Origin of the sequence: Mesorhizobium sp. M4B.F.Ca.ET.214.01.1.1, assembly GCF_004791545.1 — a bacterium.
Taxonomy (GTDB): domain Bacteria; phylum Pseudomonadota; class Alphaproteobacteria; order Rhizobiales; family Rhizobiaceae; genus Mesorhizobium; species Mesorhizobium abyssinicae.
The window spans coordinates 155,245-180,385 of the sequence record NZ_SRUX01000006.1; the positions used below are offsets into that span (position 1 = coordinate 155,245).

Genomic DNA, 25,141 nt, shown 5'->3' on the forward strand with positions numbered 1-25,141 from the left:
GCCTAAAGGTCTTTTCTCCGCCAGTGTACCATGCCGTTTGCGCTCAGGATCGTGGCCCTGTTCCACCAATGCGCAACGCGGCCTTCTGCGTCGGCGTCAACTGCGGCTGGGGCTCCTGCGATTTGCGGTTGCAAAGTCCGCCCAATCCGCCCGCATTGTAGATGCACCCAGTGGCGCAGCGTCTGCCGATGCATGCCCAGGTCTCCGCCGCTATCTTGCGGTCGCCGCTCTAACAAGGGCGATCGCCAGTGTTCGGGGGCGCCGCCCGTGCATCCCGCGTCTTCGCCGCCGCAGCCCGAACTGGCGCCGCCGTCAGGTCCATCCGCGTGATTGCCATCTCGCCAAGCCGCGTTCAGCTATCGCGACAGTCGTGAGTCAGGTTGGTCGCCGTTTGGAGACCCCTACGAGTCATCCGCAAATGCCGTTGCTATAAAAGTACATGAACGTCCGACACTTTTTTGGCTTGGCAAGCATTCGGCCAATTGGAAAGCCTGCGCCAAGCTGCCTTCTACTCTATCCTGCTTGAGGCAATTTCTAGCGCGTGCCAGAGCGAAGCTCCAAACGAGCGCGCGCCAAGCACGGCGACATGGGTTTCGCTGCGGCGGATTACGAAACAGGTCATGTGGTCAAGGACTGTACGTGTCGCGCGACCCGGCCCGAAACCCGCAAGATCGATGTTGATTAGCTTCGCCAGCAATGCCTCGAGGGGGCCTGTGCCGGCCCGAGATGTAATTTCGACAGCCATCCACCCACCACTTTGCTCGGTCACCGAGCAACCGCGGGCAGCCTCTTTCAGATCTGCGGCAAAGTCCTCTTCGGCGCGGCCTTCGGCTTCGACCATCCATTGACCCGGTCCAGTCCAGAAAGCTGCCACTTCCTGATCTGCTACCCAGCGTCCCGGCCCCGGCAAATTTAAACCGAACGGCTGGGGCGCAACGGTTTCCCGGCGCAGCGCTAGCGAGGCAAGCGCCAGATCCGGGTTCTCACGAATCTCCAACGCTGCAAACGATGCGTAACGAGGATTTTCGGCGCCCAGCGCCTTGGGCGGTCTCAGGTTAGCCACGCAGACGTACTCCTTCAGCATCAACGAAATGGGACGATACGACGCGCAGGCGTGCACTTTCCCCTTCGACCGGGTTAGCAGCCACGATCACTTCGCCGAGCCGTCCATAGCCATTCTCGAGGAAAGCGAGCCCGATCATTGACCCGACATGGGGCGAATAGCAGGCCGACGTGATCCAGCCCTGATCGGTATCATGGTTCAATGCTGCTCCCTCGGCGAAGAGATGTGAACCGACAACGATCTTGCCCCCAGGCTCGACAGGCTGAAGACCTACCAGCCGGCGCTTATTTCCGGCCAGGCCCTCGCGCCGAGACATGATCGCGCCGATTGCGTCTTTCTTCTGCGACACCATTTTACCGAGTCCGAGCATTTCGGCCGTGGTTTGGCCGTTAAGCTGGGCTCCACCGACGTGACCCTTTTCCATTCCTAGAACAGATAGCGCTTCGACTCCAAAAGGTGTCACTTCCAGTTCAGCACCCATCTCCATCAGCCCATGCATCAGTGCATGCCCGTAGCGGGTGGGAACCGCGAGCTCGTAGCCAAGTTCTCCCACGAATGAGACGCGGAAGAGCCGCGCCCGCAGACCGCCGCAAACCGTTACTTCCGCGCAAGCCATAAAGGGAAACGCCTCGTTCGATAAGTCGAACCCGTCGACGACCCGCTCCAGCAGTGCACGCGATCTCGGGCCTGCGACAGCAATTTGCGCCCACGCCTCGGTCGTGGATATGAGCTGTACGTCAAGCTCGGGCCAGAGGCATTGCCGGGCGAAATCCATATTTCGGTAGACCAGCCCCGCATTGCCCGTCGTTGTGGTGACCACATAATGGTCATCGGCGAGCCGGGCGCAGGTACCATCGTCATAGGCAAAGCCGTCCTCGCGCAGCATCAGCCCATAGCGAACGCGGCCGACCTTCAGCGTCGACATCATGTTGCTGTAAAGACGATCGAGAAACTGCCCCGCATCGGTGCCCTGCACGTCGATCTTTCCGAGCGTGGAGACGTCACACAAGCCAACTGCGCTACGCACGGCCTGGGCCTCGCGATCTACACTCTGGCGCCAGTGCGTTTCCCCCTCACGGCGAAAATAATCGGCTCGCCGCCATGGGCTGGACTCGTCAAATACCGCGCCTTGAGCTTCGGCCCAGCGATGGGTCGGCGTCAAGCGGGGAGGGTGGAAATGCGGCCCTATATCGCCGCCCCCCAGGACCGCGAACGCCACGGGAGTATAGGGCGGGCGGAAGATCGTAGTTCCGGTTTCCCGGATTGTTTTACCAGTGAGCTCCGCCATTACGGCGAGCCCGATCACATTGGCGGTCTTGCCCTGATCCGTCGCCATCCCCAAAGTCGTGTATCGTTTCAAGTGCTCTACCGGCCGCATGTTCTCGGCATGGGCGAGCTTGATGTCCTTCACCGTCACGTCGTTCTGGAAATCGACCCACGCGCGTTTCCTGCCCGGGACGTGAAAGACGGGTGCAATCTTATATGCGTCCTCTTCCGGGCACGGCAAACTGGGCGATCTCGCCGCGATCCCCATGTCCTCCAACGCACATCTCGCCGTTTCCGCACCCGAACGCAGCGCTTCCGCGGTCGAGAAGCACCCCGCTGCAGCGCCCGCCGCCCGCAACCCAGAAGGCCCATTCTCGCCAGGCAGGAACGCTTGCAACTGCTCATTCCAGGTTGGCTGACCTCGATGGTGCGAAGCCAGATGCACGTTCGGGTTCCAGCCGCCAGAGACCCCTAGGGCGCCGCAATCGATCCATTCGGACCTGCCCTTTGTTTGAACCTCAATCGAGGTTAGGCCAAGACGGCCGCGTGAGCCGGTCACAACGCCGCCGGCGATCAAACGGTAATCACCACGAGCCTTCGCCTCCGGGCGCGCGTCAATGACAGCGGCGATGTCGACACCTTTGGCGGCGAGATTGCAGGCGGTACGGTGACCGTTCTCGTTGTTGGTGAAGACGGCGACCTTTTCGGATGGGCACGCTGCCCAGCGATTCGCGTAAGCCCGCATCGCGCCGGCCAGCATGATGCCGGGACGGTCATTGTCCGCAAAGGCGACGGGCCGCTCTATTGCGCCTGCAGCCAAGATGGCACGTTTCGCCGTGATGCGCCAAAGTGTCTGGCGGACGCGGCCACCTGGCTGCGCAAGATGATCTGAAACCCTTTCCACCGCACCATAGATGCCGTGGTCATAGATGCCGAAAACCGTGGTACGGCTCATTACCCGAAGATTTGGCAGGCTCTCGAATTCAGATTCCAGCTCGGAGACCCAGTCGGCGACCGTGACCGCGCCCAGTGCCTCCGTCTCGGACAAGAGTCGTCCGCCCAGGCGGAAATCCTCCTCCGCCAGAATCACACGGGCGCCCGCGCGAGCCGCCGTCAACGCCGCCGCAAGTCCGGCCGGCCCTCCGCCGATCACCAGCAAGTCGCAATGCAGAAAGCCTTTATCATAGGCATCGGGATCGGCCTTCATTGAGATGGTGCCGAGTCCCGCAGCCCTGCGGATGGCTGGCTCGTAGACTTTTTCCCAGAAGCTTTTCGGCCACATAAAGGTCTTGTAGTAGAACCCGGCTGTGAAAAGCGGTGAGAACAGGTCATTGATAGCCATTGCGTCGAAACCAAGCGAGGGCCAACGATTCTGGCTTCGCGCCTCCAGTCCCTCGAACAGCTCGACCGTTGTCGCGCGCGTGTTCGGCTCCTGTCGCGGGCCGGTGCGCAGCTCGACCAAGGCATTTGGCTCCTCCGAACCGGCGGACAGCACCCCGCGGGGACGATGATATTTGAAGCTGCGCCCAACCAGGCGAACGCCGTTGGCTAATAGCGCCGAGGCAAGCGTGTCGCCGGGATGCCCCTGGTAGCGTTTTCCGTCAAACTTGAAGTTCAGTATTTGTGAACGGTCGATTAGTCCGCCTGAGAGCCGCGTCATTTTACGCTCCTCTTGCGCGCAAGGGCTACGTGGTCGGCCAACTCCGCGCTAAGAATTTCGTGGGTGACCGTGTTGCGCGTAACGACCAGCCAGGAGCGGTCGCCGTGCTCGTGGAACCACAACTCCCGGTGCACGCCCGCCGGATTGTCGCGCAAATATACATAGTCGCAAAAGGCGGCCTCGGCGTCGGGTGCAGATGGGTCTGGACGGTCGATAAGCCGGGCGTCGCCGAGATATGTAAATTCACTTGCATCGCGCAAACCCAGAACTGGATGGGGAATGAGCATTTTGACCTCACTGTAGATTCGGCTGCGCACCAGCGCCGCTTTCATCGATTAAGTATCCTCTTGCGAATCGATCGAGTCGGTAAGCGCGCGCGGTCTCATGAGGCGTATCGGTCGCAAGAAGATGGGCGAAGGCGTGGCCGCTGGCGGGCGTCGCCTTGAAACCCCCAACGCACCAGCCCCCGTTGAAATAAAGGCCTTCGATGCTCGTGCGGTCGATTATTGGTGAGCCGTCCATCGACATGTCCATAACGCCGCCCCATTGCCGCAGGAGCCGCACCCGACCGATCATCGGCATCACGGCCATGGCGCCTTCGCAGACATCCTCCACCATCGGTAAGTTCCCGCGCTGCGCATAGGAGTTGTAGCCGTCGATTTCGCCACAGAAGACGAGGCCGCCCTTGTCGGATTGGCTTATATAAAAGTGCCCCGCGCCGAACATAATTACACCAGGAATAATTGGCTTCAGGCCTTCCGTAACGAATGCCTGCAGGACGTGGCTCTCGATCGGAAGGCGCATCCCCGCCATCGCCATGACGCGGCTCGAGGAGCCCGCCACTGCCACGCCGACCTTGTTGGCACCGATGTAGCCGCGCGAGGTCTCCACACCACGGATCTTGCCATCAACGATGCGGAAACCTGTCACCTCGCAATTCTGGATAATGTCCACACCGTGCAGATCGGCGCCACGAGCGTAGCCCCATGCGACAGCGTCATGCCGTGCCGTCCCTGCGCGTGGCTGCATAAAGCCGCCATGGATCGGAAAGCGCGCATTGTCGTAGTTCAGAAAAGGAAGCATCGCCTTTAGATCCTCGCGGCTCAATAGGCGAGCGTCCGCACCGGCGAGCGCCATTGAATTGGCACGGCGGCGATACGCATCTCGCTGCCAATCCGAGTGAAAGAGATAGGTGACGCCGCGCTGGGAAACCATCGAGTTGAAATTCAGTTCCTGCTCCAGCCCCTCCCAAAGCTTCAGTGAAAACTCGTAGAACGGCCCGTTACCGGGAAGCAGGTAGTTAGAACGGATAACTGTCGTGTTTCGGCCAACATTCCCGGATCCTAACCAACCCTTCTCCAAAACGGCGATACGAGATTGCCGGAAGGTCTTGGCCAAGTAATAAGCCGTCGCGAGGCCGTGCCCGCCGCCGCCAATGATGACGTAATCGTAAAACGGCTGTGGATCAGGATTGCGCCATAAGGGCTTCCATCCAGAATGACCCTTGAGCGCTTCAGTAAGAACGCGAAAGCCTGAAAATTTCATGGCCGGAATCCTCAATAACAGCAGCAGAACTACAACTTCGTCATTCAAGACGAGCAGTTGAGAGATGTCGGAATGTGGGCAAGGAGGTGTAACATCGCGCAAATGGCGCTTGGAACACAAACAATCTGAAAATCTGCGCGAGCTGTTTCAAAAAAGGCCGTCGAATGACTGATTACGCCTAGGCATCTCGCTGGGGCGAGTTTGATTAGGATAGGCGACACTTTGGCACGAGGGAGAGGCGATGCCACTCAACGCGGCAGTTGCTGGCGCTTGCCTCGTGCTATGATGTACCTCCGGTGTAGATGCAGCACTGCTCGGCAGCGCCACGGTGCGGGTCAATCGGGACTGGGGAGTGCGGCTGTGGTCGCTATGGATTGATTAACGGCGAGCGGGCAAACCGTCGCTGTTGGATGACAACCGGGTGTGACTCTGACTGGAAGCTGTAGGAGGGCTTTCGTGTCTCGGTAAGCAAGCAGATTTGGGCGCGGAGTGCGCCCTACGGCCACCGCAATCCACCGTCTCCCAAGGCATCTTGAGCAGGATGCCTGGGCGCCTTGAATCTACCCAGCCTTGCGATCGAACTGCGCCAATAATCAAAGAGCAGACTCGCGGTGATTTGTCGGAGTCGCCAAATAGCTCTGCACTCTCATTCTATTTGGTTCGCCTCCCATCGCTTTCAACACACACCTCATAGTGGCGTCAATGTTTCAGGGAAGGCCCCAGATTGGTGCAAACACTACGGGCACATGCGCCATTCTTTAGCGAGCACTCTAAGGCCGCGTGCAGCCAAATTGAAACATGATCCAGCGGTTGACTTCGATGACAATGCTTTTCGGTATGGCATCGGCTACTGGGTAAAGATGGTCGAAACCGTATTGGAGTAGATGGAGTTCACATAGGAGGTGCTCCAAACAAGGGAGGATTGCCCTCAGGCTGTCCCAAAGTGCAGCCAACGCATGAGTCCGTCATGGCCGGCGAGGTTGGGTAGCTCGCCCGGTGATCGGGATCAAGTCGTTTGATGGCCGCTTAATTACTCATGAAACCTAAAATGGGCGACCGTCAAACGGCGCCCTTGAGCGCAACTGTAATCCTTGGATTTATTATGGCAGCTTATACCATTGTTGTGACGTGCGAATCAACGCGCCGGATAGTTGCGGCAATATCGAACTGCTTGGCCGATCAAGGCTGCAACATCATTGATTCAAGTCAGTTCGATGATCTCGATACCGGTAAGTTCTTTATGCGGGTCTCCTTCATCTCTGAGGAAGGGATCGAGCAGGAGGCGCTGGTCGAAGCCTTTAAGCCGGTGGCCGAAAAATTTAAAATGGATGCCGAGATCTACGATGCCCAGAAGCGCATGAAGGTGCTGTTGATGGTGTCGCGCTTTGGCCATTGCCTCAACGACCTGCTGTACCGCTGGAAAATCGGCGCACTGCCAATCGACATCGTCGGCGTCGTTTCCAATCATTTCGATTACCAGAAGGTGGTCGTCAACCACGACATTCCCTTCCACCATATCAAGGTGAGCAAGGACAACAAGCCGCAGGCCGAAGCCCAGCTTTTGGATCTCGTCGAGCAGACCGGGACCGAGCTGATCGTGCTTGCCCGCTATATGCAGGTGCTTTCGGATGCGATGTGCAAGAAGATGTCGGGCAAGATCATCAACATCCATCATTCCTTCCTGCCGAGCTTCAAGGGCGCCAGTCCGTACAAGCAGGCCTATGAGCGCGGCGTCAAGCTGATCGGCGCGACGGCGCATTACGTCACGGCGGACCTCGATGAGGGCCCGATTGTCGAACAGGACATCGCGCGCATTACTCACGCGCAGAGCGCCGAGGACTATGTTTCCATCGGCCGCGACGTTGAGAGCCAAGTCTTGGCGCGGGCGGTACACGCCCACATCCACCATCGCTGCTTCATAAACGGCAACCGCGTCGTGGTCTTCCCGCCGAGCGCGGGGACCTATGCCTCAGAGCGGATGGGATGAAACGGCGATTGGCGTCAATAGAATGGCGATCGGGTTGCCGTCATTCCTGCCGAGACAAGCCCACTCTCACCGTACGCGACTCTCATATGACCGCCGACGCCTGTTGATCGTTGCAGCTCTTGAACTGCCGGTTCTTCTCGGTGCGGAGGGAGACCGAAAGGGCCCAGCGCTCCAAGCCCTGGAACTGGCTCTTGACCTGAAAACCCGCAGCGGCCTCATCGCCGCAAGGAGACTGTTTATTTGAAAGCCGAGGACCATCTCCAAGCCTTTTCGGGATACATGCGCGCGCCGATGCGCGGTGAACCCCACAGGGCGCCCGCGATTGTAGCCCGCAGCGATACCTCATGGGTCTTGTCGAATACGGAGTACCATATGCAAAGGCTTGTCGATAATCGCGACGGCGCCTCCATGGGCAGATAAAAGCCCGTCACCATCCGAGAAAAGATGCCAACGCTAGTGTCGGCCAGGGCCGTCCGAGCGGTAGACGCCTTCTTCGTCGACAACGAACACGTCGACCTTGGTATGACCGATTTGCACAAGTTCAAGCTGCCGCGACGCCGAAAGGGTACCTGGCGTGGCCGTTGTAGCTTTGACGACCTCGCCCTCGCCGCGCTTGCGCCCCTCACCCGTAGATCGACCTCTTCAACCCGGGATTTGAGGGTGCGCCAATTTGGTGAAGCAAGGCCCGCCACTGCGCAGGCGATTTGGACCTGGCGCACAACTGTGCAAATGACGGGCGTGTCGGCTTGAGATAGGGGGCTTTCAATCGTTCGACGCACGAGGGCTTCTCGATCTTTGTCGAGAGCGCGATGTCCCTGTCGCCGACCGCGCTTTCGGTCCATCAGGGAACTTACAGTGACACCTGCTCGAAACAACTTGATCGTCCTGTAGAGAGTGGCCCGGCTGAGGTCCAGTTCCCACGCCAGATCCGCTACAGCCTGACCGCTCAGACTTTTTGGATAGCGCTCCACGAGCTTGCGGATTGCCTCTTCGCGCCGGCACGCCTCGTTCCAGCGCGCTCTAGGCGAGAAGTCTTACTTTTAAATGAATATGACATTTGCGAACATATTTTAACATATATGTTATTAGTTAGTTGAAGATTCAAAAGTGCATTATCAATTATTGCTATTTTCTGAAATCTATATTACAAACTATAATCATATGGACGATTGACATCACAATTAATCTGTCCAATATTGAGTTCTGAGACGGTATCGAACTGAATTAGGTATTCGGCCCTCTGTATCATGGACGGTCCTGAGTCGATCGCTGTGTTTATTTGTGTCTAGCTAGAGAAGCAGAAATATGACGGAAATTGATCATATCAAGACGAGACTCAAACTCAGCCAACAGCGCACTTTTCCGCTGCGGATCAATGAATTTGGACTGGAATTGACCATTCACGAAGGCGTCTACCCACCACATGATTTCCATAGTTGGCGTTGGTATACTGACAATTTTCCTCCAGTTGCTGGAAAAAGCATTTTGGAGATCGGCTGCGGCTTCGGCCTTCCGGGTCTGTACCTCGCAAAACTCGGTGCTGTGTCGCTGTTTGCCTGTGATATCAATCCTAACGCGGTCGCGAACGCGTTAGAAAATGCTGCACGAAACGGCATCAAGAATGTTGAGGTAATCGAAAGCGACATCTTTACAAACGTTCCAGCGCACCGAAAATTCGATTTTATATTTTGGAATTATCCGTCGGTCTTTGCGCCGGACGATTACGAGTATGAGAACAACCTCGAGCGAGGAGCCATCGACCCGGGTTATGGATTGCTCTGCCGCTATCTATCGGAAGGCCCAAAATTCCTCACAGACGCGGGCAGCATCCTCCTCGGCTTCCCCGGTGGTGCGCGGGACGATCTCCTCTCGGAAATTATCCGCGCGAACGATCTCTCCGCCGAATTTCTCGGGGCCGGCAACCACCCTCATGTGAGCCAGATCAACAGGATCTTTTCCTTTCGTAAAAAGGTCCTAAGCGTATGACTTCAGAACTGTTGCATTGCTCCTTGACTGCCACTTGTCCAACCCCATTGCGCGGGACAAACCTGTCGTTCGCACCGCAATCAGCTGAACATGGTCCAACGGCTAGACGGAAGGACAGATCACGAGGCTGTAAGCCAATCATTCTTAAGGCAAAGTCTTTTTCGGGCTTTTCTGCGCAATTGGTACAACTTTGAAGCTCCTTCAACGTGAGGCGGCAGGGGCACCACGAATATTCATGTCTTGGATCAGATCCCGATGGATGAATGAAGGAAAGCAGCATGTCAGGTCCGTGTCAGATTGCATTCTGTGGAAAGCGAGATATCGGTAAGTCCACACCTCTCAAATACGCTCGCCGCGCCCAGCTTCAGACAGAGCTATCTTGACCGTCGGCTGCGACCCCAAGGTCACGGGCAGTGAGGTGGACGATGCCGCCAGCAAGTGAAGTGTACAGCAGCATTCAGGGAGCGAAGCAAGATTTCACGGCAGCCTATAATCGCAAGTGGCCGCACGCCTATTTTCGCGCGCATTTGCACCTGGACTATATGATTCCAGATCGGGCCAAGCCGGTCTTCGAAAGGATCTTTGCCGATTATAGACGGGTTCGAAACAAGACCTTGTTGAAAATTATCGATATCGGTTGCTCCTATGGTGTCAACGCCGCCTTGCTGCGCACCGATCTCAATCTCGACGATCTGTATGCTGCCTATCTGGAACCCAGCGGATCGCTCTCGGGCCGACAGGAGACCGAGCATCGCGCTTTCTTTCGCGATCGCGGCCTCCGTGACGACATTCAGTTCGTCGGCGTGGATCCATCGTTCCGGGCTGTTAGATATGCACGGACTCTGGGGCTTCTGGAGGCTGGTATCACGGGGAATTTGGAAACTCGTGACTTGACCCCCAATGAACGTTGCGCCCTTGCGGGTGCGGATATCATCATCAGCACAGGCTGTGTGGGCTACGCCACGGAGCGAACCTTTGCGCGCGTGTATAAGGCCTCCGCGACGTCAGACCCATGGGTCGTCGCCTTTGCAATGCACCCCTTCAGTTATGACGACATCGCGCGGGCACTTCGAGGTTTCGCTTTGGAAACCAAGATTGTAGATCGGTTCAGACAACGCCAACGCCGGTTCTCCACACCAACAGAACGGCAGGCAATCCTGAAGGCTATGGCCAAACTGGGCATGGAGGATCGCCTAGAGCGTACGACCGGCTATATCTACGCGTCCTGCTACATCTCCGCGCCGTCGCGCGAAGTGCTCTGAGCCTGTCATGGACAGTCTGACGCGCGCTGCTGCCTCTTTGGGAGACTCCCCGGCCCAGAATTTTTTGCGCATGTTCTTTCCCATGAGCGCTCCATGCATAAGAGCGGCCGGGCTGCTCCTCTTCGTGTTCGCACTTGAGTTCTACATCATACCCTCACTGCTAGGCGGTCCGAACACAATTGTACCCTTGATGCTGATGAACGCGACGCTTAACTGGCCGCCTGCGGCCACCGTCGCCACCGTGTTACTCGCGATCAGGCTCGTGCTCTATGGAATATCCAGCTATTTCATGGGAATCGAACCGCTGCTCGGCTCTCAGCGAGGCGCTGGCCAATCAGCAGGCACTACTGTTCGCTACTCAACTAGCGTGCAACTCGTTGACCTCGCTACGGTCTTGGTGCGCGCCGTCGGAGGTAGTGTACGCTTTCTGGCCGGTATCCTTTATTGGTGGTGCGTGAGCGGGCCAGACACCCTGGCCCTGCCAATCAAGATGTGGTCGGGAATTCGGGAAGAGATCACACCCACGATTACTGCAGTCTCAAGTCTGCTGATCGCGTCGCAATCTGTTTCTATGTCATCGTGACGCAATCCGCCAAGCGAACGGCGGACCAATAAAGGTGAGTTATTTTGACGATGAAGGAGCCAACGGTATGGATTTCTCTCTTGAAGAATATAGGACACGGCTTCGACGCACACAGGAGGAGATGGCTAAGCATGATCTTCCCGTGTTACTCCTGCATCAACCTGAGAACATTCAATATCTGACGGGTCTCGACGCTGGCGCGGGGTTTTTCTCATATCACGCCGTAGCGGTCCCGAGCCATGGCGACCCGGTGCTGATCTTGCGCGATGTGGAAATCCCGGCGGCGCACGTCACGTCTTGGGTCAGGAGCCACACAAGCTATGCAGATTCCTTCGATCCGATCCGCGTTTCGCTCGACGCGGCGCGAAGTGCCCTCGAAGGCCTCGGCTTGGCAGGTGGGCGTGTGGGCGTGGATGAGCACTCCTGGTTCTTGACGCTGGAACGGTGGAAGATGCTGCAGGCGCTGCTGCCGAATGCAGCTTTTGTCAGAGAGCCGCGCATTGTCGACCATCTGCGACTGATCAAATCGCCGCGAGAAATAGATTATCTGCGCGGCGCTGCCCGTTGCGTTGAAGCGGGCATTTACGCTGGCATCGAGGCTGTCACGCCGGGCATCACGGAGCGACAGCTCGCCAGCACCATGTTCGGCGCATTGGTGAGCGCCGGGGCGGAAATTCCGCTTAGCGGTGTCATCACCTCCGGCAATCGAACAAATCTCTTACACGGATCCTATACCGACCGGCGCCTGGAACGTGGCGATACTGTCTATCTTGAGCTCAGCGGGATCCATCAACATTACTGGGCACGCTTGATGCGTACCGCCGTAATTGGTCAGCCCAGCGCTCAGCAGCAGCGTATCGCTGAGACAATCATCCGCGTCCAAGACGAGGCCATCGCGCTGATGCGGCCGGGCACTCCGGCCAGCATGATCGATCGAGCTTGCCGCGAGCCGCTGCTAGCAACGGGTCTCCGCAAGACCTATACGAACCGTTCCGGTTATTCGCTTGGTCTCAACTACCGCCCCTCCGCAGGCGAACTTATCCGCGATTTCGTGCCGGGCGTGGAATGGGTCCTAGAGCCGGGAATGGTGTTTGATATGCTGATGATGGCAGCTGGGATGGGCTTCAGCGACATGGTGCTGGTGACGGAACAAGGCCCTGAACGCTTAACCAGCACCGAGCGCAAGCTCTTCTCGTGCAACTGCGAATCCTCGAACGAGGGCTAAACTTATTCAACCAGTCATAAGTATCGTCAGCAATTCGACGCAGAGAAGAAGGGCTTATTTTGTCCGGCGCCCGCAATCGAAAAGTCCGGCGCACGTCCGATGATCTTGCCCTATGTCAAGGCAGATGAAGCGGGCGCGGTACTGGTCCGTATTTCTGGTGTCGTGCTTACTGGCGACGCAGATTTTCGAAGGTCATTTCATTCACTAGAGAAAGTGGAGCGCCCAAGTGAGAGCGATAGCTGAACTCGCGAACTTCGTTAGCTGCTACCCGGCCTCTGCGCTGCCGGCGGCTACACGGCATACAATCTCGTTGCTGTTGCTCGATCTTATCGGTGCCACCGCTGCGGGCCTGCGATCGCCGTTAGCTCATGCTGCCCGAAAGGCGGCGTTGGAAGCGTATGGCGAAGGCCCAATCAGTATTTGGTTGACTGACGATAACTCTAGTGTGGTCGGCGCCGCGATGGCGAATAGCGCTGCCGCGAGCTCACTGGATATCGACGATGGTCACCGCGGCGCAGGAGGTCACGCTGGTGCCGGCGTAATTCCCGCGGCCTTGGCAGTGGCTCAAGCTGTTGACGCGTCGGTCTCCGAAACGATGGTTGCAATCGCGCTCGGATACGAAATCGCTCTCCGAATTGCGAGCTCTCGTCCGATTGCGACAATCGATACGTATGCGACCGGACGTTGGGTCGGCTACGGGGCTGCAGCTGCAGTTTGCCGTCTCCTGGGCTTAGGTGCCGCAGAAACCGCTCATGCATTGGCGATTGCCGGATCCGAAGGACCGATTGTCTTCTTAACCGCAAGCTCCAAGTTCGAGGGCAGCACGATCAAGGAAGGGATCCCCCCTGCTGTGGTTGCGGGTATCACCGCAGCCTATCGCGCGTGGGCAGCCGCAACCGGACCTCTTGATCTTCTTGATGACAATGATCGTTTCACTCGCCATGTCCTGACAAACGCTCTGGGGTCGTCGTGGGAAGTACAAAAATGCTATCTTAAGCCATATGCATGCTGCCGCTATATCCACGCGGCTATCGATGCGATCCTTGCCATGCGTCGGGACGGGCAAGAGATCCGCAAGCTGCGCATCGAAACGTTCCCCCAAGCGATGCGCCTTGCAAACGAGCGCGCGCCCAGCACGTTGGAGGGGGGGCAGTACAGCTTCTATTTCAGCTGCGCGGTGGCCGCTTTATACGGTCGCGAAGCTCTACAGCCTTTTCAAATGGAGCGTCTTGCTGACGCGCGTGTTCTCGACTTGGCCGCGCGTATTGAACTTGAGCCGTCGCCCGATTTTGCTTCCGCGTTTCCAGTAGGAACGCCTGCCCGCGTCCTGATCGATCAGGGGAACGGCCCCGAAGAGATGATCGTGCTGCATCCCCTGGGGGATGTAGCAAACTCGTTATCTAGCGACCAGGTCGCGGAGAAGTTCAAGAACATCGCCCGAAGGAACGTTCACCCGCGGTGGCAGGACGAGATCCTGTCGGCGACAGCTAGCCTTGAAACTGTAGGCTTTCGGCGCCTTCTGACCGCCCTTTTGCCACCAGACGGCCGACACTTAGAAAGGAACGCCGAGGGAGACACGGCGCAGAGGCTAGCCTGATCTTCCGGCTGACTTCCAAGCAACATATTGGGTTGATTAGTAAAAGATGATTCACGCCCACATAAACCGCCATCGAGGCGCGATCGTTTTAACAGACGCGGATTATGCCGGACGGCGTGAGGCGATAAGTCTCGCACTGGCGAAAACTGGCATCCGACAGGGGATGGAAGCTTCGAACGTGGCCCGGTCCCGTCCAAGATTGCGCTGGCCGCCGCGCTTAGGCGCGCGAGCGAGCGTAGCATAACGCGCGCCATCAAGTGGCAATCTACCCGGACGGATTCTGAATCCGGACGTCCTGAACAGTCTTCTAAAGGCGTATTAAAAAAGGGGTCGAAATGGAGAAGGAACTACGTTTTGAGCGGTCCGAGTTTGCGACACGCGTTACGGGCGTGAAGAAGGAGATGGAAAAGCGGGGCATAGACGTTCTTCTCCTTTCCGAACCCGCCAACGCCAATTACTTGACCGGCTACGACGCCTATTCATTTTACGTTCCGCAGATGGTGGTGGTGGCTCTCGACCGCGAAGAGCCGATTTGGGTCGGACGGGGCATGGATGGCATTTCGGCCTTCATGACCACTTATCTGTCCAACGACAGCATCCGTACTTACGCTGATACGTATGTGCAGTCGGCTCTCAGTCCGTATGACTTCGTGGCGGAAATCGTGAAGGGAATCGCTGGCCGGAAGACGAGGGTCGGCGTCGAAATGGGCGGTTACTACTACTCCGCGCGTGCACATTCCGACCTGATGAAGGCATTGCCTGAGGCCACCTTCATCGATGCGGACTTGCTCGTGAACTGGATACGTCTGGTGAAGAGCCCGGCCGAGGTGGCACTCATGCGACAGGCCGGCCGTATCGCTGATGCGATGATGTACCGTGCCGTCGATGCGATCGAACCCGGCGTCAGGGAGTGCGACATTGCAGCTGTCATATACCATCAGATGATGGCGGGTACGCCCGAGTTCGGCGGAACCTATACGTGTTCGCCACCCTACCTTTGCGTAGGCGAGAAGGCTCTGGCTCCGCATGCCGCATGGACCGACGAGCCGTTGTTACCGTCCACCATCGTCAATCTCGAGCTCTTCGGAAATCGCCATCGATACCAGGTCAATCTGGCTCGCACGATTTGCGTCGGCAAACCGAGCCCGAACTATCAAAACCTGGCGGACGTCGTCGTGGAATCTCTGAATGCAGGGCTCGACGCCGTAGCTCCCGGCAAGAGCGCAGAGGAAGTCCACGCCGCGTTTGCCAAGACGCTTGCCAAGCACGGGCACGAGAAGGATTCACGTCTCGGCTATTCGCTCGGTCTTGGGTATCCGCCAGCGGTGGGCGAAAAAACCGTCAGTCTTCGCAAGGGGGACAAGACAGTGCTCCGACCGGGCATGTGCTTCCATATGATGTCGGGGCTCTGGCTCAAGAACCACGGTATCACCATTACTCAACCGTTTGTCGTTGCCGAGACCGGGCACGAACCCCTGACGAAAATACCGCGCCAGCTGTTCGTTAAGTAGGCAACAACGAAGTTTTTATTGAGAACGCGGCTTCGAGATTTGTGATAACCTGGCACCTGACGCCCAGTCACGAATGGGCCAAGGCGCAAGGCACGGGTTTCGTCGAAGTTGGCCAGTGGATGCGGACGCAGTATTTTTCGCGGCCTGGCGAGAAGCATTGGCGCCATTCAGTCGAGCGCGAGGTGCTGGCTACCCGCAGAGCGGCATCTGCGATGTGACGCACGCAAGATGCTTGGACGCATCGTCGACGGCTTTGACCTCTCGAACAAGGCCGTCCCTTTTCGTGGCTTGTGCGGAACTCACCGTGTGCGGCGACTTGCGGGCACGGCTGTTTCGAATCTCCTTCTCAGGAGAGCTTTGTCTACGAGATCGTCGACCGTGAACAATCCGGGCCCTAAGCGGCGACCGACTTCGGCCGAAGTTGAAGCAGGGCGATCAAGAGCGACAAAAAATCCTTCAGCCACCTGAGCAGGAGGGAGAAGTTGTAGCCGGCGGCGGCCAGGATGGCGTTGAGGGCGTCGCCCTGCTGGCCGGCGAGGTAGTTGCGGCCCATTCTGTGTTCGCTCTTGATGTGGCCGATGACGGGCTCGACCGCCGACCGCCGCCGCATCTGGCGCTTGATGGCTGGGGTGACGCGGCGCTTCTGGCCGGCGGTGAAGACCCTGAACTTGTGGCTCTGCGGTGCGTTGTGGCCGCGATAGCCGGCATCGGCGAGGATGCGGCCGATCTCGTTGCCGATGGTCTTTTCCATGTCGGGGATGACGCTTGCCAGCGTGTGGCCGTCATAGGGATTGCCGGGCAGTGCTTTTGCATGCAGGGCGAACTGGCCACCCTTGGAGCGCTTCAGCGTGGTGGCCACCGACACCTTCACCCCGAACTCGTAGGGCATATGCGCCTTGCCCTTGCCGATGCATTCTACCTCGTGTGCGTGCAGGCTGTAGATCTTGCGGCCGCGCTGGCGCTGGCGTTGCTCGAGAACGTTGGCCGCCTGGTAGAGCGGCCATTTGAAGAGCGCGTCCAGCCCCGCATCGCCGGCGATCTGGCGGGAGATGTCGCGAATGGTCCGGCCGAGATAGGTCTTGAGCCTGCGCAGCGCCTTGTTCGCCCGCTTGAACTGCTTGGCGTGGGCATAGCGCTGATGGCTGATCAGCGCCAGCTTGCCGACCCGCACATAGCTCTGGCGCAAATGGAGCCCGTTCCTCTTGGCCAGCCGCACCAGCCGTTCGCGCGCCCGGTGGATGAGCTTGGCGTCGGTCGGGAACATGACGTTCTTCGGGGCTGCACGGTCGTGTCGACGATGACCTGGCGCGTGTCGGCCGGCTTCATCGCCCCGGTCTTGACCGCAAGGCTGAGGCTCTCCTGCAACAGCGCCACGATCCGCTCCTCGCCCATACGGCTGCGCCAACGCGTCATCAAGGAGCGGTCAAACGGCAGCGTATGGCAAAAGAACGTCTCGCCGGTGAGATACTGGAAGTAAGGGTTCTCCACCCAGCGCTCGCACAGCACCTCATCCGACAGGTTGAAGGTGTGCTTGAGGATCGCCAGCCCCGCCATTAGCCGGATCGGCAGCGGCGGCATGCCGGGGCCGTCCGAATAGACGGCGCCGAAACGCTCCTCCAGCACCGGCCAGTCGATCGCCTGCGCCAGCCGCACCAGCTCGTGCTTCATGTTGATGATCTGATCGAGCCTGGAGCGGAACAGATCCTGCTCTCCCGTCTCGCGCTTCTCGCGTGGCTTGGACATTCGCCGTCCCCTCGATTCGCCGCCGCCGAATCGAGTGAATCACGCTCCGCAGCACAAGGGAATCGCAAAACCGAATTGCAGGAAAACAGCGCTCATAAACCGCGAATCCTGCAATTCCAAAGCCGCTATCCGTCTCAATCAACATGCCAGATCAATGGCTTGCGGATAGTTCACGGTCGACCAGATCGCGGTGCCGGGACGCAGTTCGACTTCTCTTCAGCAAGCACCGTAACCTGGCGCATCGTCAGGCGCCGGGTGCGAGCACGCGATGATCCTGGCGGAACGTGCTGCGCGCATTGCGACCGAGGCGGTGCGCTCCAACGACGCCGCCCTGGTCGCCCACCTCAAGCGTCTGCGCGACGGCGTCGCAGCCGCTCCACGAGCTGATCGAGGTCCATGTTCTGGCTGCCGAGCGCCTGCACGGCGATGATCCTACGGTGCCGATCCTGGCCAAGGCAAGACCGTCGCGGGCCACATCTGGACCTATGTCGCGACGACCCGCCATTGAAGACCGTGCGCCGCCAGGGGCGCTCTACTACGCCTCGTGCGATCGACGACAGGCGCATCACGAGCGGCATCTTCGAGGTTTCGCCGCCATTCTCCAGGCCGATGCCTACAGTGGCTACAACGCCCTCTAATATCCGGAGCGATCACGCCGGCGCTGTGCTGGAGCCATCCTACGCACGCGTCCGCAGTTGAGTTTCGAGTCGGACTGCAACGAATTTCACCGGCACAGAACGAAGCTGCTTTGCGGCTTCCCCGTCTCGATTGAGTCGCGGAATCAATGGGCACGCCCTTCGAGCCCAGCGGGACGGTTACAACGCTATTCCCTTCCGGTTTCCGTTGAAGTCACGGGAAAAAACTTGAACTATTTCCCAAGCGTTCTGGACCGGGACCAGCTGAATTCATCTGGAGGCGCGGACGGGCCCCCGTCAATCTAATTTGAAAGTGAAAATAATAACAAAAGTTTAATGATGAATCAGGTGGAAACCGAGAGAGGATACGCATTAGGTCAACGGAGATAACCTTTCTTGAGAGATGTTGGAATTCCCGGAGCGGCATCTGCAGCGGTCGGGGCGAATTTTTCGGGCAGACAAGTCGCAGTGGAAACTGGCAAGCTCACATATTAGCGGAGAATCCATGAAAGCCGTTGATCAACAGAACGCGATCCGACAAGCTGCGCAAAAGCGGATTAAGGCGTCACATGCGCTCAAGGGTGACGCCAATCTATTGGCGCAGCACTATTTTGAATGGGCAGACTCCTACGAGTTGGACATGGAGGGCGAACGCTACTGCGGCCCCTCGATCGTGGCAGAAATGGCGGGCACTTTACAGGCTGCGTATATTGGCGGTGATAGAGCCGCGACTGCAGTTCTAGACGCGGGGTGCGGTACAGGCCTTGTTGGCGTGCAACTGGACCATATCGGCTTCCGCTTCATCGTCGGCTTCGACCTGTCGGAAACAATGGCCGAAATGGCGCGCCAAACCGGGGTTTATCGCCACGTTGAAGGCGAGGTTGACCTAAATAGGTCCCTCTCACAATACGCGAGCGCAAGCTATGATATGATTGTCTGCTGCGGCGTCTTCACACTTGGACATGTCCACCCGGATGGGCTGCGCGAGCTTGCGCGCCTCACGCGTCCGAACGGATTCGTGATTGCTAATACCTGCAAGAGCCATACGCAGGCAATGACGTTTAAAGACGAGGTGCTGCGTTTGCAGGAGGCGAGCGTCCTTACGCCGGCACAGTGTTTGAACGATGGCAGATTCCTCGATGGCGAGGATGCGCATTACTGGGCTTTGCGAGTGCTCGAGAAGTCAACAAAGCAGCGACCAGATCTGCAGATCTGCCCGAGTACGCCGATGCCCAAACATGGACAGCGAGGAGGACGGAGGAATGGATCTCCAAGACGGTCGAAACGAGTGAATCGCGTTTTGAGCTTATGTCGAGACGCTCGCCTCCGGGTGACTCTGGAAGGGCGTATTGCACCGGGCTGCTTTTTGCTGGGCGAGTGCAGGAGCGTTGAGCGGATGGCGGCACGGGTGTGCCTACAGGGCGACACACCAGTCTCCGCATCACTTCGTGACAAAGCGACTGGTCGGACGATGCCGTGCTTGGCATCGTGCGGGCGCAGGTTGTGCCGGCCATTGAGCGTCAGGGGCCGATCCGCGCTTGGAGCGTCGACGAATAGCCTGACGAGGGTTGCCCGCCTGCCAAACCGGTGATCACATCGACACGCACTAATGGTCACCTTCGTAACCGTCTTCATGACCGGCATCGCTGTTGTTCCACTTCATCGGCCTGTGCTCCTCGCAAATCAGGCGACAACCCTCCGCGGGTCCAAACCCCGCAAGGTTTCGCTTTTAAGGTTGCAACAGATCCTTCAAAGAAACTTAACAGAAGTTTTCACCCTTTAACGCCGCACAATGTCAAAATAATCCTGACGTCGCGGTTAATAGGCAACAGGCTAATGTCGGATTTAACTGAAGCTCGATCTTGCCCTGATGGCTCGAGCCTCACACTCCTCGATTGAGCGGAAGTGACATGATGAACCAGGATTCCACCTATCGCGTCGCTCCTTCAGGATGCACGGCGAGCCTCAATACGACAAAAATTAGTGAAGCAGCGGCCGATGAGCTTTGGAGGCCATACATGCTGCACCAGAGGTTTGATGCCGAAGTGGCGGCCGAGGTTGCCCTGCAGCACGGGCAGCCCGGAGTCCATTCCGGTGACGGTATTGCACTTTGCTGCGGCACATTTGGCGAGTTACTGCAAGGCCAGTTGCCGGTTAGTCCCCATTCTCATGATTCCCATTTCTTGATTACGATGCCCATCGCGCTCTTTGCACGGGCCAAATTTATGCCCATCCCAGGCACCCGATCTGTAACCGTCTACCCGCCACACAAAATCAAAGCTCAACGACTGGCCGAGAATCTCGTGATTGCGCTCGGCGTCTCGGGAGGAGATCTACTTCTGCAATCTGAACTACCGGAAGGCAAGGGACTTGCAAGTTCGTCTGCGGATCTTGTGGCGACCGCACGGTCGATCGCCTCCAGCTTCAAACGCAGAGTGCCGACATCATTGATGGAGAAACTAATGGCGGAGATCGAGCCCTCTGACGGAGTAATGTATCCCGGCGTGGTCGCATATCACCAGCGATCATGTAGCCTTTTATCTTTCCTAGGACAAATGCCGCCGCTCGCCGTGGTTGGAATCGATGAGGGTGGCACGGTCGAAACGATACACTATGATCAACGTCGAGGTGAAGTCAAAGCTAGTCAGAGAGCGCAGTATTGTGAATTGCTCGATCGCGCGCGCATAGCCATTCCGCGAGGGGACACGGTCACCATGGGCAGAATAGCTACAGCCAGCGCGCTCCTACATCAGGAGCGGGCTCCGAAAAAGCATCTGAACTCGATGCTGAAAGCATCGGACGGGACGGGTGCGCTCGGGGTCATAGTCGCGCACAGCGGTACCATGATTGGGATCATGCTTGATCGAAGGGCGCCCGAATTCTCGCAGAAACTCCGGTCCGTGGTCCACCATGTTTCGCTATTCGGCAAATCGCCAACGATATACCTAACCATGAACTAGCGGCGTTGCCCACATGAACCTTGACCGCGCCCCCCTGCCATTCTCCCAGTATTCCGCGGCTTATGCCCTTCCTCACATTATTCGGTGTGGCTCGAACCTTTATCTCGCGCAGTTTGCCTTCATGAAGCTTCTCCCGGCCAAGTATATTATCGGGCAAGCAGTGGCTCGAGGGACTCTGACGCATGACAAGATAGTGTTGGAGACATCTAGCGGGACCTTTGCGCTGGGATTGGCTGTAGTGTGCCGAGAATATGGACTTGCGCTCGAGATATTCACCGACCCAGTGATGGATAAGGGACTGGAAAACAGGCTGAGATCCTTAGGCGTGGAGGTTTTCATCGTAACTCAAAAGGCAAAGGAGGGTGGGTATCAGAGAAGCCGCCTCGACGCCATGCACGCCAGAATGAGACAATTGGGTGAGTCGCATTTCTGGCCCCGGCAGTACGAAACACCGGACAACCCGACAGCGTACCGGTGTTTCGCTGACCAGATCTCGGAATTGCTCGGCAGCGATGTGACATTGGTTGGCTCTGTTGGTTCAGGCGGCTCAACTTGCGGAACAATAGAGCGTTTACGCCAAAAGGCCCCTGGAGCCCGCCTGATTGGGGTGGACACATTCAATAGTGTCATTTTTGGCCAGTCGGACGGCGAACGGAAGTTGCGGGGACTGGGGAACAGCCTCGTCCCAAAGAACGTGAAGCATGAGCTGTATGACGAGGTACATTTCACGTCGGCTTCGCTTGCGTTTGCTGCAACGCAGGCCCTCCATGAGCGGCACGCCATTTTTGCCGGTCCCACCTCAGGCGCGAGCTATATCGTAGGGCGCTGGCGCGCTCGACAGCATCCAGAGGAAACCGTTGTGGTCATATGCCCTGATGAAGGTCACCGCTACGCCGAAGCTGTGTACGACCAGGAGTGGCTCAGGCAAAACGAATGTGTACTTGAAGGTGTTCTTCTGGATGCTCCGGCTAGCGAGGAGCATCCCTCGACTGCTCTCCCGCCATGGAACCGATATCGTTGGAAGCGCAAAACCCGGGAAGCTGTCTTGAGCGCGTTGGAAGGGTGTAATGGATCAGAATAGTTTTCTTTTCGTGGAAAGCAACACGACCGGCACTGGTAAGCTATTGATGAAGCGGGCTAGGGCTTTGGGTTATGAGCCATATCTCGTTACACGAAATTCCAGCCGCTACACCTTCCTAGAGGAGTGCGGCGCGCGAGTAATTGAAGCTGAAACGTATAAACCAGATGAAATCATCCGGTGCGCCGCCAAACTGACAGGGCTGGCAGGCATATTTTCGTCGTCCGAATATTTTGTAGAAACAGCATCCAGAGTCGCGAAGGCAATCGGGCTGCCAGCGGCGCGCCCGGAGGCGATAGCTAATTGCCGGAACAAATGGAAACAAGTGATGGAGTTGCGGCGACAATCCATTTCAGTGCCTGAAACTCGTCTGGTCAGCTCCGTCAGAGACGTAGAGAAGGCTCTCGTTCAAACAATATTTCCCGTCGTCGTGAAGCCGGTCTCAGGAAGCGGCAGTAGCGGTGTACGCCTTTGCGAAAACACCTCACAAGCCGTAGAGGCATTCGAGGGAGCAAAACGAGTGTTGCTCGACCAAGTAGACTTGCACAGTCCGGAAATCCTTATCCAGCAATACGTTGAAGGTGAGGAGTACTCTGCAGAACTCATCGCATATAATGGAACGCTGCACTGCCTTGGCATTATTGCCAAGCACAAGGGGGCGCCGCCCTGTTTCGTTGAGATTGGGCACGACTTTCCGGCCCAGCTTCCGGAGACGTTGCGAGACGAGCTGGCCTCTTTTGCAGCAGGTGCAGTATCGGCATTGGGTCTGGACTTCGGACCGGCTCATGTGGAATTCGTCATAGCGGAGTCCGGCCCGGTCATCATTGAGGTCAATCCCAGGCTGGCGGGAGGGATGATTCCGGTTATGCTCTCCCACGCCTTCGACACGTCAATCCTGGACATGATGATTAAGCTTTACTCCGGAGAAGCGTTCGTACCGCTTCGAGCGTGCAAGAATGCCGCGGCCATTCGTTTCAAGCTTGCTCATCGGTCTGGGAAGATCAAGCGCTTGTTTTTCTTTGAAAAGCTAGGGCCAAACACTCCCGAGGTAGGCCTTCTGAAATCTGAGGGAGAGGATATACAAATCAATGGCGATTTCAGAGACCGAGTCGCCTATGCAGTGGGCGTCGCCGATAAAGTAAATGTCGCTGCCTCAGCAGCGGAACGTATGATCGATTCCATTATGCTTGACATAGAAACACCTACTCGCGAACCGGACAACAATCGAGACGCCGGGTTAAGTGAGGTAACATGGACCTTGCATCCTGAAGCAATGAAGCTGCTCGCCCCGCCCATCGAAATTTCGCGGGATGGTCGGCTCCTGCAATTCCAGGCTGCCATCGACGAAGCGCATCTTGTAATGCTCGCCGGTCACGGCTTGGTCAGCCGAGCTGTGGCCGCAGACTTGCTTACGTCTATTTTGGATCTCCAAGGCGAAGGCTTCAAATCCTTGGATGGCCGCGATGCTCCGCGTGGCCTTTATCTTGCCTATGAGGCCGAACTTGCAGCCAGAGCAGGCGAAGACACGGCCGGATGGCTACATCTGGCGAGGTCTCGTAACGACTTGAACGCGACAATTTCTCTGCTGGCCCTTCGGGAAGCCGTGTCCTCCGTCTCGCGGGAGATAGGAATTGCGCAGGATGCCCTGCTTGAGCGAGCCGAAGAGGCATCGAACCTTGTAGCCCCGCTCTATAGTCAGTACCAAATCGCACTCCCAGGCTCCCCCGGACACTACCTGCTTGGAGTCTTCTTTGCTCTCGCGCGCGAGCGCCGGCGACTTCATTGCCTGCTGGAGGACATCAGGAGTTGCCCTATGGGCGCGGGTGCCGGCGGGGGAACCAGCATACCGATCAACCCCTTAGAAACCGCTAGCCTGCTGGGCTTCGAACTGCCTTCGTTCAACTCTCTCGATGCGGTCGCAAGCCGAGATCTCCATCTAAATGGCCTTTCACTCTTCACGAGTGTCTCAATTTTGCTCAGTCGCGTAGCCCAGGATCTGCAGGTATGGACGACTCGCGAGTTCGCCCTCATCGATGTTCCACGCAATCTCGCAGGGGGCTCTTCCATGCTGCCTCAAAAGAAGAACCCATATCTTCTTGAGCATATCAAAGGGTCTGCAAGCACCGTGATGGGCGCATACGTTTCTGCGGCGTCCGCAACCTGCAAAGCGCCTTTCAGCAACTCGATCGAATCAAGTAATTACGGCTGCTCTCCACTCGGCCTTGCGGAAGATGCTCTTAAGCGGGCCATCATCCTGACATCGCTCATCGTGAAGTTCATGTCTTTCAACGTTAGTTCCATGCGCAATAATCTGGAGGACGGCTTGGCGATGACAACTGTTGCCGCCGAACGAATGGCGGCGCGCGGGGTTCCTTTCAGGAGTGCCCATACACAAATTGGCGAGATAGCGGCACGCCTGTCGCAGGATAGTTGCCTTGTCAGTCGCCGAGGCGAGCTGGCCTGCCATCTGGACGGCGCGTTGCCGGCGAGCCTTGAGGAATGCAAGGAGGCTCTGGAATTCGGCGGAGGACCCGCCAAAGCGTCAACAGACGCCCAGCTTTCTGTAGCAAGGTCGCTCTTTCGGGAAACTCAGCTTAAATGCGCAGAGTTACGTGAACGCTGGGCGAGCGCCGAGATGTACCGCAAACGGAGGGTGAAAGAACTGATTGATGGCGGTACGACCCCCTGACACTCGATGCTCAGTGACTTTGACATCGAAAAAGAAAACGAGGGCGGATTCCTGTACGGCTAGGACCTTCCAGCTGATGCCGGGGCCACTTTGGTTTCGCCGGTGTTCCCATGCCGCGATTTCAACCTCGACAGAAAACATGAGACACTAGACCAGTCGCGTTAGACAGGTCCAGGTACCGGCATACGCAAAGTAGGATGACTGACTGATTAAAGTGGCATCCCTTGAACGTCGACTCCCTCGGAAATTCCGTGCCACACCGCCCGCAAATCAGAACGTTTGCAACAGAGCTTTGAGATACATTTACAAAATCTTTGCGAACGAAAATCGCTGACGATGGTACGTTCACCA

Annotated in this window: 16 protein-coding genes and 3 pseudogenes; 13 read left to right on the plus strand and 6 right to left on the minus strand. The window is 57.5% G+C overall.

What is annotated here, in order from left to right:
• Positions 1 to 508: 508 nt before the first annotated feature.
• Genes EN857_RS14250 through EN857_RS14265 form a run of 4 tightly spaced genes read right to left on the minus strand, consistent with a single transcriptional unit; the run spans position 509 to position 5,534 of the window.
• Entirely contained in the window at positions 509 to 1,063 is a 555-nt protein-coding gene (locus EN857_RS14250) for a sarcosine oxidase subunit gamma (RefSeq protein ID WP_128187016.1), read from the minus strand.
• On the minus strand, positions 1,056 to 3,989 hold the full coding sequence (locus tag EN857_RS14255) for a sarcosine oxidase subunit alpha family protein (RefSeq protein WP_128187014.1): 2,934 nt from the start codon (positions 3,987 to 3,989) through the stop codon (positions 1,056 to 1,058). Before EN857_RS14255 ends, EN857_RS14250 begins: the two co-directional genes overlap by 8 nt.
• Complete coding sequence (locus tag EN857_RS14260) at positions 3,986 to 4,276, minus strand: sarcosine oxidase subunit delta (RefSeq protein WP_128187068.1); 291 nt, start codon at positions 4,274 to 4,276, stop codon at positions 3,986 to 3,988. Before EN857_RS14260 ends, EN857_RS14255 begins: the two co-directional genes overlap by 4 nt.
• A 7-nt stretch (positions 4,277 to 4,283) precedes the next feature.
• Positions 4,284 to 5,534 (minus strand): sarcosine oxidase subunit beta family protein, encoded by a 1,251-nt coding sequence (locus tag EN857_RS14265; RefSeq protein WP_128187012.1) that lies wholly within the window; start codon positions 5,532 to 5,534, stop codon positions 4,284 to 4,286.
• A gap of 1,102 nt (positions 5,535 to 6,636) precedes the next feature.
• Here EN857_RS14265 and purU point away from each other — a divergent pair.
• Complete coding sequence (gene purU / locus EN857_RS14275) at positions 6,637 to 7,521, plus strand: formyltetrahydrofolate deformylase (protein ID WP_128187066.1); 885 nt, start codon at positions 6,637 to 6,639, stop codon at positions 7,519 to 7,521.
• A 236-nt stretch (positions 7,522 to 7,757) separates the two neighbouring features.
• On the opposite strand, the gene EN857_RS14280 is transcribed toward purU, so the two are convergent.
• Positions 7,758 to 8,492 carry a helix-turn-helix domain-containing protein gene (locus EN857_RS14280; RefSeq protein WP_189521651.1) on the minus strand — a complete coding sequence of 245 codons (735 nt, stop codon included), beginning with the start codon at positions 8,490 to 8,492 and terminating at the stop codon, positions 7,758 to 7,760.
• Between the two features lie 334 nt (positions 8,493 to 8,826).
• On the opposite strand from EN857_RS14280, the gene EN857_RS14285 reads away from it, so the two are divergent.
• The 6 genes from EN857_RS14285 to EN857_RS14315 all read left to right on the plus strand — a co-directional run bounded on the left by EN857_RS14285 (position 8,827) and on the right by EN857_RS14315 (position 15,685).
• Positions 8,827 to 9,507: a methyltransferase gene (locus tag EN857_RS14285; protein ID WP_128187010.1), complete on the plus strand. Its 681-nt coding sequence runs from the start codon at positions 8,827 to 8,829 to the stop codon at positions 9,505 to 9,507.
• Between the two features lie 443 nt (positions 9,508 to 9,950).
• Positions 9,951 to 10,769 carry a hypothetical protein gene (locus EN857_RS14290; RefSeq protein ID WP_128187064.1) on the plus strand — a complete coding sequence of 273 codons (819 nt, stop codon included), beginning with the start codon at positions 9,951 to 9,953 and terminating at the stop codon, positions 10,767 to 10,769.
• 7 nt (positions 10,770 to 10,776) lie between these two features.
• Positions 10,777 to 11,352 (plus strand): hypothetical protein, encoded by a 576-nt coding sequence (locus EN857_RS14295; RefSeq protein ID WP_135858787.1) that lies wholly within the window; start codon positions 10,777 to 10,779, stop codon positions 11,350 to 11,352.
• 67 nt (positions 11,353 to 11,419) lie between these two features.
• Positions 11,420 to 12,577 (plus strand): Xaa-Pro peptidase family protein, encoded by a 1,158-nt coding sequence (locus tag EN857_RS14300; protein ID WP_128187006.1) that lies wholly within the window; start codon positions 11,420 to 11,422, stop codon positions 12,575 to 12,577.
• Positions 12,578 to 12,803: 226 nt separating this feature from the next.
• Positions 12,804 to 14,174 carry an MmgE/PrpD family protein gene (locus tag EN857_RS14310; RefSeq protein WP_128187002.1) on the plus strand — a complete coding sequence of 457 codons (1,371 nt, stop codon included), beginning with the start codon at positions 12,804 to 12,806 and terminating at the stop codon, positions 14,172 to 14,174.
• A gap of 335 nt (positions 14,175 to 14,509) precedes the next feature.
• Positions 14,510 to 15,685: a Xaa-Pro peptidase family protein gene (locus EN857_RS14315; RefSeq protein ID WP_128187000.1), complete on the plus strand. Its 1,176-nt coding sequence runs from the start codon at positions 14,510 to 14,512 to the stop codon at positions 15,683 to 15,685.
• A 394-nt stretch (positions 15,686 to 16,079) separates the two neighbouring features.
• Here the strand turns inward: EN857_RS14315 and EN857_RS14325 are convergent.
• Positions 16,080 to 17,428 (minus strand): annotated as a pseudogene (locus EN857_RS14325) (IS5 family transposase).
• A gap of 284 nt (positions 17,429 to 17,712) precedes the next feature.
• Here EN857_RS14325 and EN857_RS14330 point away from each other — a divergent pair.
• The 6 genes and pseudogenes from EN857_RS14330 to EN857_RS14350 all read left to right on the plus strand — a co-directional run bounded on the left by EN857_RS14330 (position 17,713) and on the right by EN857_RS14350 (position 24,790).
• Positions 17,713 to 18,066 carry a transposase gene (locus EN857_RS14330; RefSeq protein WP_128186998.1) on the plus strand — a complete coding sequence of 118 codons (354 nt, stop codon included), beginning with the start codon at positions 17,713 to 17,715 and terminating at the stop codon, positions 18,064 to 18,066.
• A gap of 679 nt (positions 18,067 to 18,745) precedes the next feature.
• Positions 18,746 to 19,138: pseudogene (locus EN857_RS35650) on the plus strand (class I SAM-dependent methyltransferase); the annotation flags it as partial.
• A 266-nt stretch (positions 19,139 to 19,404) separates the two neighbouring features.
• Positions 19,405 to 19,614, plus strand: a pseudogene (locus EN857_RS35655) (transposase); the annotation flags it as partial.
• A 359-nt stretch (positions 19,615 to 19,973) separates the two neighbouring features.
• Positions 19,974 to 21,023, plus strand: a complete 1,050-nt coding sequence (locus EN857_RS14340; protein ID WP_128186994.1) for a hypothetical protein — start codon at positions 19,974 to 19,976, stop codon at positions 21,021 to 21,023.
• 13 nt (positions 21,024 to 21,036) lie between these two features.
• The gene (locus EN857_RS14345) at positions 21,037 to 22,104 is read left to right on the plus strand and encodes a cysteine synthase family protein (protein WP_128186992.1); all 1,068 of its coding nucleotides are present in this window, start codon (positions 21,037 to 21,039) and stop codon (positions 22,102 to 22,104) included.
• Positions 22,091 to 24,790: a lyase family protein gene (locus EN857_RS14350; RefSeq protein ID WP_128186990.1), complete on the plus strand. Its 2,700-nt coding sequence runs from the start codon at positions 22,091 to 22,093 to the stop codon at positions 24,788 to 24,790. Before EN857_RS14345 ends, EN857_RS14350 begins: the two co-directional genes overlap by 14 nt.
• Positions 24,791 to 25,141 lie beyond the last annotated feature (351 nt).